Source organism: Streptomyces sp. RLA123, from assembly GCF_056270165.1.
Genome location: NZ_JBWDOR010000003.1, coordinates 7,456,878 through 7,470,902 on the forward strand (window position 1 = coordinate 7,456,878; position 14,025 = coordinate 7,470,902).

Below are 14,025 nucleotides of genomic sequence, written 5' to 3' on the forward strand. Positions count from 1 at the left end.
GGCGGGTGGCTTCGCCCGGAGGCCCGGCTGGAGGCGGAGCCGAGGCTCCGCAAAGGCCGCCGTCGGCCACGAGGGCAGGCGAGGCCCCGCCCGCGGCGGTTCTGTCGTGGGCGGCAGCGAGTGTGTTGCCGTTCTGCCGGAGATCCTTTGCGAGCTGGTCTGGCGCTGGGTGCGGGAAGGCCGGCGCGGGTGCGGCAGGCTCCCCCGGAAGCGGGGCACCCTGCCCGACCGGTAGGCGCCCTGCGGGGAGCGCGGCGGCTTCATTGCAGGTCGGAGCGGCTGAGAAGCGCCCTCCCCTGTGCCGCACACCGCCGCGATAGACGCTTCTTCCCCAGCTGCACCTCCACCTGCAATTACACTGGCGTCCCGGAGTCCGCGTTCGCGGTGAGCTGTACTTCGCCGACTCGCTGGACTGTCCGGAGAGAAGCTGGGAATGTTCGTCCGCAAAGAAGGGGTCGCTAGCGCGTTCGAATAAAGTCGGATGCGCGGAGTGAGCGCGAGGGGCCGAACGCGGCCTGGCGGCCCAGCGGTGTGCACGTGATGGAGGGCGAATGTCGGAGCTTCGTGTGGTCGAGATCTGTGCTGGAGCGGGAGGACAGGCCCTAGGCCTGGAGCGCGCGGGCTTCGAGCACGAGCTGGCGGTGGAACTCGACCCCAATGCGGTGGCCACGCTGCAGCACAACCGGAAGGACTGGCGGGTCGAGCTAGGCGACGTAGCCAGCCGGGATGTCTGGCGCCCCGAGGAGCACAAGGGCATCGACCTGCTGGCAGGCGGAGTGCCCTGCCCGCCCTTTACCATCGCCGGCAAGCAACTGGGGGCCACTGACGAGCGCGACCTGTTCGCCTGGGCCGTCCGCCTAGTGGAGACCGTTCAGCCGAAGGCCCTCATGCTGGAGAACGTGCGCGGCCTCAGCGCCAACCGCTTCGCGGCGTACCGCCAGCATGTGCTCGACGAGCTGCGGCGCCACGGCTACGTCGCCACGTGGCGGCTGCTCCACGCCGCAGACTTCGGCGTCCCGCAGCTGCGGCCCCGCTTCGTCCTGGTCGCACTGCAACGTGAGTTCGCCGAGTACTTCACCTGGCCGGAGCCGCTCGAAGGGCCCGCGCCGACCGTGGGCGAGACCCTGGCGGGCCTCATGGGCTCCAATGGCTGGGAGGGTGCGGAGGCCTGGGCCAAGGGCGCCGACACCATCGCCCCCACGATCGTCGGAGGCTCAAAGAAGCATGGTGGCGCCGACCTCGGCCCCACCAGGGCGAAAACCGCCTGGGCGAAACTTGGCGTGGACGCCATGGGCGTAGACAACGCACCGCCCGAGGCGGGTTGGACGGTACCGCACGGCAAGCCGGGTCCGAAGCTGACCTGCGAGATGGTCGCCCGCATCCAGGGTTGGAAGGAGGGGGACTGGGTCTTTACCGGGGGCAAGACCACCCGGTACCGGCAGATCGGCAACGCCTTTCCGCCCCCTGTGGCCGAGGCAGTGGGCCGGTCGATCCATCGCGCTCTCAAGCAGCAGGGCGGGCGGGTCGAGCTGGTGGAGGCCACTGAGGTGATCCAAGACCCGGTCTACAAGCTCCTGCGCGGCGCCACCCGCCCGGTCGGCATGGAGCAGATCATCACCAAGCTCCAGAAGGACGGGGTGCAGCTGACCGAGCCAGAGGTGGAGCGACACCTGGCCCATCTCGAACGGGACTTCGTGATCGAGCGGGCGAAGCGGTCGGGTGGCGCCTACGCCTACACCCTCGGCGAGTTCAAGGCATTCGTCGGGCAAGCAGGCCACGAGCGGCACGAGCTGTTCGCGGTGAACAAGGCCAAGATCAGTTAGGCGGTGCCGGGCTGGGGCGCAGGCGAAACGCCGCCCCTGGCCCGGACGCCGCTTACGAAGGGCTCCGATACATGCGCGCCGCTTTCCGCCCCCTCACCGCCGCGACGACGGCCTCCGCACACTCGCCGACCGGCTGGTGCTCCCAGAAGCGCAGTACCAGCCACCCGGCGTCCGCCAGGCGGGCATCCGTCTCACGGTCACGGCGCATGTTGCCGGCGATCTTCTCCCGCCAGTAGTCGGGATTGGTCTTCGGAGGAACGAAGTGCTGATCGCAGCCATGCCAGAAACACCCGTCGACGAACACTGCCACCCGTACCGGCCGGAAGACCATGTCGGCTGTCCTGCGCATGCCCGGAATCGGCTTGGCCGCGACCCGGTAGCGCAGGCCGGCCGCGTGGACCATCGAGCGGAGCGCCAGTTCCGGGGCGGTGTCCCGCGCCCGGTTTCCCAACATGCTGCGCCGGTTTGCGGCCGACGAAGCCCATGAACCCTCGGGCGCTTTCCACGTCTCGGGAGAATCGGCATCCTGGGAGTTTTTACTCATATTTCGGGCAGTTTCGGAACGGTCTCTTCAGGGTCCGATGGCAGGGCGACAGTCCAATGCTCTCCGCTCAATTCAAGGTACGGCGCGTTGCCGTGGTGCGGCTGCAGACGGGCGAGCCGCACACTCACCGAGTCGCCTGACTGCGGAACGGGCAGATCGAGCATGCGAGCTATGCGCGCATGGCTCGCATAATGGCCGAGGATGACGATGCCGCGGGGCTGGAGCCGCGAGCGCGAGCCGCCGTTATAGCGGACCCGCTTCATATAATCCTCCTGCATGGCCACGGTGGCGACCACGGTCCGGCTGACCCGCTGAGCCTGGGCGCGCAGGAAGAGCTCGTCGACGCGGCGCTGGCCGGACTTGTGGGCGAAGACCGCTGCCACGTCCTCCGGCGAGAGCCGGAGCAGCATGTTCTCCTTCAGGGGGGCGTCGTAGAAGAGCCAGCGGATGGCGGCCCGGCCAGCGCTGCTCAGGGTCTTCTTTGCGTCACGGTTGCCGCCGCTGTTCAGCAGATCGGGGCGGGCGCGCACCAAGCCCGCGCACCATACCGAGCCGGCGTCACTGGCCCAGACGACGAGAAGCAGGTGGCCGAGGGCCTCCGGGGGGATCATCCAGGCGCCGCGGGTCTGGGAGAACTTGCAGTCCACATCGATGCCTGCAATGCGGTAGTCCATCTTCAGACCGTCATCGAAGCCGAACTCGCGCTGCAAGTTGATCTCGATCAGCGTCCCCGCGTGGGCCTTCTCGGTCTTGTACAGCTGATCCCAGCGGAAGCGGCCGGTGTGCTGGCCGTCGAGGAGCATGTCGATGCTCCTCCGGATAGCACCCGCGAAGCGCGCTCCGTCCGGGTCCTGCCCCAGGATGGCTGCAGTTACGGCCTCCAGATCCTCATCTCGCACCGGCTGCTGCCCCCAGAGGGGTGCCTGTACCGCCTCAACACCTTCATCCACGGACGGGACCCTATCCGTCTAGTAGGCCGCTGGGGGAGCGGGAATCACGGCCGGCGTGGAAGACTCGGTGCCATGATCCGCGAACCCGCCGAGACGGCCATCGACGCAGACGGCCGAGTCGCCTTGCCCTTGGGCCTGCTGGCCGAAGCGGGCCTCGACACAGGGACCAGGGTCCTCGCCTTCAGCGACGGCGATGGCCGTATCGTGCTTCAGCGCGAGGCTGACGCGCTGGAGCGGCTCCTCCGAGAGGGCATGCTCTGATCTCCAGTCCCGGCAGGGGATCAGCTGTCCCTGCCCGTCACTCCTCGCGCGCGGCGGAGGGATACCTGAAGGTAGGCGGTGTCCATACTGGCGGCGATGGCTCGTTTCCCTTCCGGATGCGGCGCGTCGTCCTGCAGCACCTGCCCGAGCGTGAAGCGTCGATATGCGGTGCGCGGGTCCCCGGAGGCCCGGTTGCGGGCTCCAGGGGTGCCGCCCGCTGCCTCAGGACCGTCGATGCACCGGCGCAGCCGCTGCCTGTCAGTGTCCTCTGGCACCCTGGCATGTATGCGCGCCCCCAGAATCCCGTGCCCGACTTGCGGCCGCACCGTAGCGCTCGTCCCGACGCGCCGAGTCGGCTACGGCGTCGTCCACGACCACAAGAAGAACCGGCGCTCACTCAGCCTGTGCGAAGGGAGCATGCTGCAGAGGGCACTGTCCGAAGCGTTCGCCTGGCAGGACGCACTGCCTGGAGTGATTGAGCCCGCAGAGGCTGCTGCAACCCTGTTCTGAGGTACGAGTGGCCGAGACGAATTGGTTCAGCCGTAGGCGGTGCCGTTTCATCTCGGCCCCGACGCAAACCGCCACCGCCGCAGCCCGGGGCACCGGCCCAAGGCCTCATGGGGAGACGCGGTCTCCCGTTCTCCCCAGGAGCCGACTGGCACCGGAGGCGCCGTCACGGCCGCGGGTCTTGGGCCCCGCCCCGTGGGTGCTCGTCGAGCGGGGCCGGGGACTCGAGGTGGCGCAGGAATTCGCGGATGTCTGACAGGTCCAGGCCTGCGCTGCTGACGGGCTCCTCGACAAGGTCGGCGAGCTGGCGCACCTCCGGGTCGTCCAGGATGCTGCCCATAAACTCCAGCTTCGCTTCGAGACGCAGCTGGACCACCTCGTCGAGGGTGCCTTCCGCGACGAGGACGGTGACCCTGGTCTCCGTTCCGGGGGCGAGGCCCAAGCGGTGGATACGGTCGAGGCTTTGCAGGAATCGGCCAGCCATGAAGTCGCGGTCGACGTAGACCGCGTCGTGGCAGACCTGGTGCAGGCTGATGCCCTCGCCGAGGGTAGCCGGGTTGGATAGGAGCACCATGCAGTCGGAGTCCTCCCGGAACCGTCGGATCTCCTCGTCCCGGTCGGCCGTGCCGCCGTGGACGACGGCCGGGGAGTAGGGGGAGAGGAACTCGGCCAGGGTGGTGATGTTGCGTACGAAGGTCGTCCACACGATCGTCTTGCGGCCCGCTGCCGCGTTGGCGGCGACGATCCGGACGGCCTCCTGGAACTTGGGGGAGAGCTCGTAGCGGGGCAGGTCGCGCAGCAGCTCGTAGAGAGATCCGCCCGGGTCGGCCTCTAGCGGCGGCACCCGGTAGGCGAGCGGCTCGTACCGGCTGCTGCCCTCGACCAGGAGCGCCGGGCTTGTTGCGGCCATGAGCAGGCGCAGTGCTGCCCGCCCGAGGACTTCGATGTCGCCGCGGGACGCCTCGGCCCGTGCGGAGAAGTTGCCCTTGAGGGCCTCATACACCTCCCGGTGGATCGGCGGAAGGCTGACGTACCGGACCTTCGGCTCGAACGGGGGCAGGCCCAGTTCGCGCTTGGTGGTGCGGGTGAACAGCGGCCGCAGCACGGTGCTGGCGTAGGCGAGGTCGCCGCCGCGTACGGCGTCGGAGACGACGCGCTTGCCGCGACCGGGCCAGACGAAGGACAGCAGGTTCTCCAGGTCCCGAGCCCCGTTGGGGGCCGGAGTGCCGGTGAGGATGAGCCGCCGGGCGGCAGTAGGCCCGAGTGCGAGACAGGCGGAGCCGTAGGTCCCGTTGGCGCCGAGCTTCATGCGGTGGGCCTCGTCGAGCACCAGCATCGACGGGGCGGCGCCGAGCCAGGACGTGAGCCCGGGTACGGCCCGCGACAGGCGCTCGTAGTTGACCAGCAGGACCTCGGCGCCGTAGTCGGGGGCGCGGCCCATGACGGCGGTGCGCGGCGGCGTGCGGAAGCAGAGCTGACTTTCGGTCAGCCAGGCCTCGTAGGCGGACTTGGGCCCGACAACTAGGAGCCGCTTGGCCAGGCCCTGTGCGCGCATGGCGGCGTAGACGGCTAGTGAGACCCGGGTCTTGCCGGCCCCGGGCACACTGAAGTTCGCGCCGTGCCCGAGCGACAGCAGCTGTGCGGCGTCGCGGAGCTGGAACGGGGTGAGTTCCCCAGTCCAGCCGTCGCCGAGGAGACCCAGAACGTCGTCCGGCGAGACCGCGTCCTGGCCGACGTCCGCGCCGCTGCGGAGGGTCTGCTCAGCCCGTTCGGCGTCGTCGAGGACGCCGGTGACAAGCCGGACGAGCGCGTCCTCCCACTCGACGCCGTCATGGCGCCATGAGCCGAGCTCGATCAGGCGGTCGAGAAAGTCATCAAGATCGAACTCCCCTACCAGCGGGCCGCGTTGGCCGCCTGGACCGATGCGCGCGGCGAGGTCCGCGAAGTCCTGCTCGAATCCGGGGGTGGTGCGCAGGACCACGCGGGTCCGCGAGACGTCGAATGCGATCCGTAGCGACGATCCAGCCTGGGCCTGTGTCACTGCTGCCTTCCCACAGCACTGTTGAGCCAGACCTGGCCCGCGCCCGGGAGCGGGACGCTCTTGTCGGCCTCGACGGCAACGCGCTCCATGATGGTGCGCAGCTGCAGCAGGGCGTCGTCGAACGCCCCTTCGTCCAGGCTCCCGTTACCGCGGGCGATGACGAGGTCGGTGACGCACTGCTCCAGGTCCTTACAGGCGTCGGCGACGCGGTCGGGGGCGGCGAGGCGCTTCTTGCGGTACCGGAAGTCCTTGCCGGCGAACTCCAACGCTTCATTGAAGGCATCGCGGGTGCGGTCGAAGACCGCTGCTGCCGCTGTCTGTTCCTCGGGGGTTGCGGCGGCATCGGCCGCCTTGACGGCCTTGGCCTGCAGGAGGGAATCTGTGAGCGCCTTGGCGGCGGCGACGCTCGCGCCGGCAGCCTGGACGGTGCGGCCGAGGCCGGGGATGGCCACCGACGGGGCTGGCTGGGCGGGGGCGGCCCTGAGGTCTGCGGGCAACCGCTGGTCCAGGAAGCGCTCCTGGAAGTCGGGCTGGATGAACCGGACGTCCGTCTTGGCGAAATCGAGCACGATAGCCGCGAGTCGGCCCTCCTTCAGCAGGTCCGCACGCTCCCGGTTGCGCGCAGACTCCGTGTTGTAGGCGCGGTAGAGCTCGAAGAACCGCTCTTTGGCCTCTTCGAAGTCCATGAGCCGCAGTGAGGCGGTTCCGGTGGCGCTACGGCTGATGAGGTCCCGAAGCTGGGCCAGGATCCACAGGTCGCGGTCGCAGGCCGGCGTCGTGGTGTGGAAGTTCCGGGCGATCTCCGCCAGCGGCTTGCCGAGCGCCACCTGCTCCTCTAGGGCGAGCAGGTGGTTGATGTAGGAGTAGTCTCGCCGAGTGTCCGGGCGCAGCTGGAGGGAGAGTTCGACGGCGTGGACATCGCTCCACTCGCAGCTCTCGGGCAGGACGCCGACCCGCATGCTGGTCCGCCCGAGCTCCTTGAGGGCGGCACGGCGGGTGTTGCCGTTGACGAGGATGCCCTCGCGGGTGATCAGCCCGGGTTCGTTCTGCTGGTACTCACGCAGGTTTTCCGTCAGGTCCTCGAAGGCCTTGTCGGTCCTGGAGGGGTCGGCCGGCAGTGCCTTCAGCAGGTGGTGGAGGTAGTCCTGGCTCTCCGAGCTCCAGGGGTCCTCGGCCAGAGCCTGGTCCCGTGCCGGATCGTAGGCGCGCTGGGCGCGGATGCGGTGCGTGCCGGGGTTGTAGCGCAGGACCTCGACTGGCATGTCGATGACCTCGACGTGGGCGGGCTTTCCGCGCCACTCGATTGTCAGCGTCTCCGGGACCCCGCTCCCGTTGCGCAGTTCCTTCAGCCGGTGAGCCACGAGCTCGCGGTTGCCGGCGGCCTCGCGGGGCTGGCCGAAGTCGATCGGCATGTGTGTGCTCCTTCGTATGAGTGAAAGCGGTGGAGAAACTGCTAGGGCCGCGGCGGGGTCGGCGCAGGGGTTCCGGCGCCGACCCCGCCACGGGGAGTGGACTACAGGAGCAAGTCGCGGACCTCGGCGCGCGCCGCCGCCGGCAGGGTGCGGTAGACACCCCAGAGCTTGTCGACCTCGTTGAAGCCGCGGGCGTCCTGCTCCATCCAGGCGGACAGCATCTTGCGCTCGTAGGCCGACAGCTGTGCCAGCGCTGACGCGAAGGCGCCCAGATCGACGCCGGCATCGCGCCCGCCGACGCGGCACCGGTTGCACTCGGTCACCAGCTGCACCTCGATGCCGCCGCCGGGCAGGGTGACCGGGCGCCGCGCGATGTCCAGGTGGGAGGTGGCGCCGTGGCCGTCGGCGTACGCCTCGCCGTTGCCGATGCCGCAGGTACGGCACAAGTAGTTGTCCTTCAGGAGCACGGCGCGGCGCTGTACCGCCCCCACGGACTCAGTAGCCTTGCGGCTTGCCATGCCGGGCTCCCACACCGGTACGCCCTGCCGCACGAACCGGTGCTCGCTGGGGTCGAGGGCCGGGTCCTCCCGGTTGGTGTCGATCTGCCACTCGTGGTCGCGCAGTTCCCGCATGCGGCGGTCGACCTGGCTGACCCCCTCGAACGCGGTCCGCAGCTGTTCCTTGGTGAACACGCTGCCGGTTCCGACCTCCTGCACCAGCCACAGCGCAACGCGCTTCTTGGTGCCGAGTCCCTCGTCCGTCCAGGACGGCATTGCCACCATTCTCCTCGGATCCCCTCTCGTGAACAGCGCAGTGACGGCCCCTGTGGGCCGTCAGCGGGCCGGTTCCGCCTGCTCCTCAAGCCAAGCGCACGCCCCAGAGGCACGGGAAGGCTTCTCTGTCCCTCGGTGTCCCTCCTCGCCCCGGTGTCCCGGAGTGTCCCTACCGCGCCACAGGACCGCCTCAACTGTCACAGGTATCCGCCAAGATGAGATGACACCGCGTCAATCACTTACCTCTGGGGAGTTTCCTTTGCCTCCACGCGGGCAGATGAAGGCCCTTCCGCCCTCCCTTCCCCCGACACAGCGCGCACTCGCCCAGGCGGTACGCACTCTGCTGCACGCGACGGGCGGGTCGCTGCGCAGCGTCGCATGTCAGATCCACAGCTCCCGATCCGTCCTCAACCGCCTCGCGGCGGGGGAGTTTCTGTTCCCCGACGCGGAGACGGTTTTCAAGCTCCACCGACTTGCGGAGCACAAGGCCCGCACCGGGGTAGTGGCCATCGGAGACCTGCAGAGCCTCCTGCAGCGGCTCTCGGCCGAGCGTGAGTCCGCTGCCGCCGACAACGGCAGCGCCGAAGCTGCCGGGCCGGCCGCGGACATCGTTGCGAGCACGCGCGGTGGGGCACCGGCGCCCCTGGTGGACGGGACCGGCGTGTCGTCCGCTGCGCCGGTCACGCGTACCGAGGGGGACCGGCGCAACGGCTCGGTCGCGGACCTGCAATGGCCGGTGGACGAGTTGGCGCTACACCTGGACAGCGGCCGGTACGAGCACGCTGTAGGCATGCTGGCCTACGCCGGCGACGAGGCGCCTGCGGTGGAGTCCGCCGCCGCGATTCAGGCGTGCCGCAGCCGGGGCCTCACGGAGGCTGCGGACGCCCTCCTCCGGAAGGTTGGGAGCCGGCCCAAGGGGGTCGTCCTCGCAGTGGTCGGCCACCTAATGGACGCCGACAACCTCGCGGATGCCCGGGCACTGATCAGCTGCAGCGCCCTGTCGGCGTAAGCGCCCCCGGTCGTACCCGCTTCGCTGCTCGCCGTCCTGGAGTTGGTGCGCGGCCCTTTTCACCGACGGTCGGCAAGTCAACTGATCAAGAAAAGATTTACTGACATTGCATCAGGACAGTCAGCAAAAGGTCAGCATCGATCCGATCGGACCCTGACACACACGTCCGAACAATGAGACTCAGCGAGACGTCGCGGGCCGCTCTCCAGATGGCCGACGTGACCATGAACCGCCCCCGTCCAAGGAGCGGGACAGGGCATCCAAACGATCCGGATCAGTGATGACGCGCGCGCCTCTCACGGGACGTTTTCACAGGTCAGCGCGCCCGTCCGCGGGGCTTCAGAGGGACTGAGGGGAGCTCCGGGGCGGGGAGGCGGTCTCCGTCGTACCCGTGCACCTGACCGAATCGCGAGGAGCCTTTCTCCCAGTCTTCTCGCGCCTGTACGATCTCCTCACTGGATCGGCCGATGAAGTTCCACCACATCACGATCTGCTCCTCGAACGGCGTCCCGCCGAGCAGGACCGTCCGGGCGGGGGTGTCGCCGGTGTTGGCGAGCGTGAGCGTCGCGTGCCCGGGCTCGAGGTAGCCGAGTTCGGCCGGGCGCAGCGCCGTCCCGGCCATTCGCACCTCGCCGTGGTCCACGAGCACCCCGTGCTCGAAGGCGGGGTCGACGGCGAGGGTGACGGTCGTGTGCGGCCGGAGCGTGAGTTCGGCGCCGAGCAGCGGGGTGTGGGTGGGAACGGGCGAGGTGTCGCCGGCCAGGGAGCCGAGGAAGACCCTCACCTCGCCGCCGTCGAGGGCGACGGGACGCGGGACGTGGTGCTGGAAGGCGCTGGGTGCGTTCCGGTGGGCCTCGGGCAGCGCCACCCACAGCTGGACGCCGTGCAGGACGGTGGTCCCCGGCGTGGAGACCTCGGAGTGGCAGATCCCGTACCCGCCGGTCATCAGATTGAGCTCGCCCGGGCGCACGTAAGCGAGCGTGCCCAGGCTGTCCCGGTGCTCGATCTCGCCGCTGAAGAGCCAGCTCACCGTCTGCAGACCAGTGTGGGGGTGCGGTGCCACGTCCATGCCGCCGCTGTCGGCGACGTTGTCGGGACCGTAGTGGTCGGCGAAGCACCAGGCGCCGATCAGCGACCGGGCCCGCTGCGGAAGCGTCCGGCGCACGGTCATCGCGCGCGGGCCGCCGAGGGGGACGTCCCTGGGGGTGAAGACGTCGACCGGCGAGGCGGGCCGGCCGTTCCCCTCCGCGCCGGGCTCACCGTGCGGCGCGCTGGGGTCGACCTCGGTGGTGCTCATCGTGTGACGCCCCTCTCAGCGTTAAGTTCCGCGTTCAACTATCATCCTCGATCGTAGGGGACAACGCACACGGCGCGCCGAAGGAGCCCAGGTGAGCGAGGTGACGCAGGCCACGACGAGCCGGCGGATATTCATCGACAAGCAGACACCGCGGTCCTACCGCGCCATACGTGACGCCGCCGACACGATCCGGGAGGCCGCGGCGGACGCCGGGCTCGAGCGCGCTCTCGTGGAATTGGTCAATCTGCGCGTCTCCCAGATCAACGCCTGCGCCTACTGCCTGCACGTCCACACCAGGGCCGCACTGCGCGCCGGCGAGGACCCGCAGCGGCTGGGCGTGCTGCCCGCCTGGCGGGACACGGAGGTCTTCACCCCCCGCGAGCGCGCCGCGCTCGCGCTGGCCGAGGCGACCACCACCCCTGCGGACACCGCCGTCGCGGACGAGGCCTACGCCGGCGCCCGCGAGGTACTGACCGACGACGAGATCTCCGCGGTGATCTGGGTGGCCATCACCATCAACGCGTTCAACCGCGTGTCCATCATGAGCAAGCACCCGGTCAGGGCCCTGCCCGCGCAGTGAACCCCGGCCGAGGATTGGACTGGCGTGTCCAAAAACCCGGGCGGAGAATGACGCCATGACGTCACGACTCACGGCCAAGGGCGCCGCCACCCGGCAGCGGATCATCGAGGGTGCGGCAACGGTGATCCGCGAGCGGGGCCTCGGCGACACGACCCTCGACGACATCCGGGGCCGCACCGCCACGAGCAAGAGCCAGCTCTTCCACTACTTCCCCGGCGGCAGGGAGGACCTGCTGCTCGCGGTGGCCTCCCACGAGGCGGCGCGGGTGCTGTCCGACCAGCAGCCGCACCTGGGCGACCTCGGTTCGTGGCAGGCCTGGCAGCGGTGGCGTGACGCCGTCGTCGAGCGCTACCGCGAGCAGGGTCCGCGCTGCCCGCTGGGAGTGCTCACGTCCGAACTGAGCCGCACCACGCCGGGCGCCCAGGCCGTGACCCGCGAACTGCTCGCGGCCTGGCAGGCCGACATCACCGCCGGCATCCGGAGCATGCAGGACCAGGGCGAGATCCCGGCCTCGCTGGATGCCGACAGGGCGGGCGCGGCCCTGCTCGCCGGCGTCCAGGGCGGGGTCGCCATCCTCATGGCGACCGGTTCGCTCACGCACCTGGAGGCCGCGCTCGACATGGGCATCGCGCAGCTCCGGACGGCACCGTCGGCGTCCCCTGTCCCGTGCGGGACGTGATACCTCGCGGTTCTTGAGCAGCCCTCGTTGCGGTGCCCTACGGGGCGGGATAGTCCGTCACGTACACCGGCGAACCGATCCTCGTCGTGTCCGCCGGACCGCCCACGCCGTTGACGACGTGGTCGAGCGTTCCGGCGGCGAGGTTGACGGTCATGATGTGGTGCAGCCTGACCCCCGGCTTCTGGGGGACCTCGAAGCCGTTCTCGGTGTGGATGGCCGGGTTGTTCTGGTTGAAGACGTAGGCGCCGCCGCCGTACAGGCGGTGCGTCGTCACGCCGTCGTCGACCTTGTAGGCCGCCCAGCCCTCGACAGGGCCGTTCATCCAGTCGGCCTGCGTCGGCGGGTCGTACGGCAACTCGTTCTGGTAGAGGATCGTCGTACCGTCGTTGCCGTTCCAGACCGTGTTGTACTGCTGGAAGTGCTCGACGAACAGGCCCGTCGCGGTCACGTGGTCACCGTTGACGACGACGCCGTTGCGGCCGGTATTGGTGTTCCAGCGTTCGGTGTCGGTCAGGCCGTCCACTCCGTGGTCCGCCCGCCACACCCAGGTGTGGTCGATGATCACGTCGTCGCTGTTGACCTGGAGCGCGACGTCGGCCTTGCCGACGTGCGGTCCGCCGACGCGGAAGTACACGTCGGACAGGGTCGTGGGGTCGTCCGGCGAGCTCTTGTGGTTGTTGCCGGGCTTCTTGCCCACCTGGAGGAGAACCGGCGACTCCTTCGGGCCCGCGTCGATCGTGAGACCGGCGATGACGGTTCCGGGGACGTCGGAGACCTCGATCGGGGTCGAGCCGTTGACGGCGGTGAGCGTCGCGTGCCCGATACCGAGGACCACCGTGTCGGCGCGCTTGATCCTGATGGTCGAGGCGATGTCGTACACGCCGGGTGTGAGCAGCAGGTTCCTGCCCTGCGACAGCGCCTTGTTCATGTCGTGCACCGAGTCCGACGGGGTCGCGACGAAGAAGTCGCCGATCGGTATGGTGCGGCCCGGTGTGATGCCGTCGGCCCACGAGACGCCCCGGCTGTTCCGCTGGGCGGACGGCACGCGGACGTTGTACGTCCCGTCCGTCCCGACGAACAGGTACGGCTTCTCGCGGCTCACCGGAGTGGTGTCGAGCGTGGTGTAGGGCGGGTTCGGGAACCCGGTTTCGGCCGGGGCGCCGACGACACCCGAGAAGACCTGGTTCCACACGCCGTTGGACCAGCCGGCGACCTCGGAGTTGCGGGTGAGCCACTGCTGCTGCGATCCGCTGGTGACGGAGGGCAGCTTGGAATCTGCGATGAAGCCGCCGCTGGCGTACTGCGGACCGGCGCTGCAGTAGTCCATCAGCGAGAGGTTGCCACCGCTGATGTCCAGACGGCGCATGGACACGGCCTGGGAGACCGCCCAGAAGTCGGCCGATGCCTGGCAGCCGCCCTGGCCGGCCGCGTTGATCTTGATCGACAGATTGGACAGGGTCCGCCAGAAGTTCACCAGCGCGAGGCAGTTGCTCGTCCCGCCGCCCTCCAGGCAGCGGTTGTAGACCTCGACCTTGCCGTTGATGACCACATCGGTGGGTGAGGCACCCAGGCCGGCGATCTCGGTGTAGTAGCCGACCTTGACCTGGAGCGGGTGCTGCGCGGTGCCGTACGTGCCGGGTTTGAAGAGGTACGCGTGGCGCGTCGTGCCCATCTCGTTGTCGACCTGCGCCGCGTTCGCGGCGTCGAGGGTCGCCTGGATGTCGCCAACGGGCATGCTCGGATCGAAGACGGTGACGTTCGCCCCGAGGGCCGTGGCGCCGGCGTCCGCCGCGCCGGGGCCCGGCGGGTCGGCACTGGCGGCCGTTCCCGTCGTCATCACGCACGTGGCCAGTACGGCGGCGAGCGCGAGAACCCGGCCGAAACGTCGGCGGGCCGGGCGCTGGTACGGGTGACCCGCTCTGCCAGGAGGCAGGGTCGTCATGGAGTTCGTCCTTTCCGTTGGGCGCGGAGCGAGGTGGTAGGAACGGACGGCCGATATGGGGCCGTTGGTGCACGGGGCGTGCCTCCCGGGATGCGAGAGCGCTCTCTTGGCGGGGACGACTGACCCCCTGTCATCGCGATCCGCCTCCTCGTGGGAGCCCGACCGGACACCGCGGGCCCGGGGACCCCGGACCGCCCCGCTTGCGGC

The 14,025-nt window shown here is 69.5% G+C and carries 12 protein-coding genes; 5 read left to right on the forward strand and 7 right to left on the reverse strand.

Annotated elements, in window-relative coordinates; genetic code table 11:
• Positions 1–551: 551 nt before the first annotated feature.
• A complete protein-coding gene (gene dcm / locus RV983_RS34295) occupies positions 552–1,823 on the forward strand; it encodes a DNA (cytosine-5-)-methyltransferase (RefSeq protein WP_475989606.1) in 1,272 nt (423 codons plus the stop codon).
• Between the two features lie 52 nt (positions 1,824–1,875).
• Here dcm and RV983_RS34300 read toward each other — a convergent pair whose 3' ends face one another.
• The gene (locus RV983_RS34300; RefSeq protein WP_475989607.1) at positions 1,876–2,367 is read right to left on the reverse strand and encodes a very short patch repair endonuclease; all 492 of its coding nucleotides are present in this window, start codon (positions 2,365–2,367) and stop codon (positions 1,876–1,878) included.
• Positions 2,364–3,317 (reverse strand): NaeI family type II restriction endonuclease, encoded by a 954-nt coding sequence (locus RV983_RS34305; protein WP_475989608.1) that lies wholly within the window; start codon positions 3,315–3,317, stop codon positions 2,364–2,366. The genes RV983_RS34300 and RV983_RS34305 overlap by 4 nt, the downstream gene beginning before the upstream one ends.
• 72 nt (positions 3,318–3,389) lie before the next feature.
• Between RV983_RS34305 and RV983_RS34310 the strand changes: the two genes are divergently transcribed.
• Entirely contained in the window at positions 3,390–3,578 is a 189-nt protein-coding gene (locus tag RV983_RS34310) for a hypothetical protein (protein ID WP_475989609.1), read from the forward strand.
• 673 nt (positions 3,579–4,251) lie between these two features.
• Here RV983_RS34310 and RV983_RS34315 read toward each other — a convergent pair.
• The 3 genes from RV983_RS34315 to RV983_RS34325 form a co-directional block, all read right to left on the reverse strand.
• Positions 4,252–6,126 (reverse strand): DEAD/DEAH box helicase, encoded by a 1,875-nt coding sequence (locus RV983_RS34315; RefSeq protein WP_475989610.1) that lies wholly within the window; start codon positions 6,124–6,126, stop codon positions 4,252–4,254.
• The gene (locus RV983_RS34320; protein ID WP_475989611.1) at positions 6,123–7,538 is read right to left on the reverse strand and encodes a ParB N-terminal domain-containing protein; all 1,416 of its coding nucleotides are present in this window, start codon (positions 7,536–7,538) and stop codon (positions 6,123–6,125) included. Before RV983_RS34320 ends, RV983_RS34315 begins: the two co-directional genes overlap by 4 nt.
• Positions 7,539–7,639: 101 nt before the next feature.
• On the reverse strand, positions 7,640–8,311 hold the full coding sequence (locus RV983_RS34325; RefSeq protein WP_475989612.1) for a hypothetical protein: 672 nt from the start codon (positions 8,309–8,311) through the stop codon (positions 7,640–7,642).
• Positions 8,312–8,588: 277 nt separating this feature from the next.
• On the opposite strand from RV983_RS34325, the gene RV983_RS34330 reads away from it, so the two are divergent.
• Positions 8,589–9,320: a hypothetical protein gene (locus RV983_RS34330; RefSeq protein WP_475989613.1), complete on the forward strand. Its 732-nt coding sequence runs from the start codon at positions 8,589–8,591 to the stop codon at positions 9,318–9,320.
• Positions 9,321–9,636: 316 nt separating this feature from the next.
• Here RV983_RS34330 and RV983_RS34335 read toward each other — a convergent pair whose 3' ends face one another.
• On the reverse strand, positions 9,637–10,617 hold the full coding sequence (locus RV983_RS34335) for a pirin family protein (RefSeq protein ID WP_475989614.1): 981 nt from the start codon (positions 10,615–10,617) through the stop codon (positions 9,637–9,639).
• A 91-nt stretch (positions 10,618–10,708) separates the two neighbouring features.
• Between RV983_RS34335 and RV983_RS34340 the strand changes: the two genes are divergently transcribed.
• Both RV983_RS34340 and RV983_RS34345 read left to right on the forward strand, forming a co-directional pair.
• Positions 10,709–11,197, forward strand: coding sequence for a carboxymuconolactone decarboxylase family protein (locus RV983_RS34340; protein WP_475989615.1), 489 nt, complete (start codon positions 10,709–10,711; stop codon positions 11,195–11,197).
• Between the two features lie 55 nt (positions 11,198–11,252).
• Complete coding sequence (locus tag RV983_RS34345; protein ID WP_475989616.1) at positions 11,253–11,876, forward strand: TetR/AcrR family transcriptional regulator; 624 nt, start codon at positions 11,253–11,255, stop codon at positions 11,874–11,876.
• A gap of 37 nt (positions 11,877–11,913) precedes the next feature.
• On the opposite strand, the gene RV983_RS34350 is transcribed toward RV983_RS34345, so the two are convergent.
• Positions 11,914–13,818, reverse strand: coding sequence for a hypothetical protein (locus RV983_RS34350; RefSeq protein ID WP_475989617.1), 1,905 nt, complete (start codon positions 13,816–13,818; stop codon positions 11,914–11,916).
• Positions 13,819–14,025 lie beyond the last annotated feature (207 nt).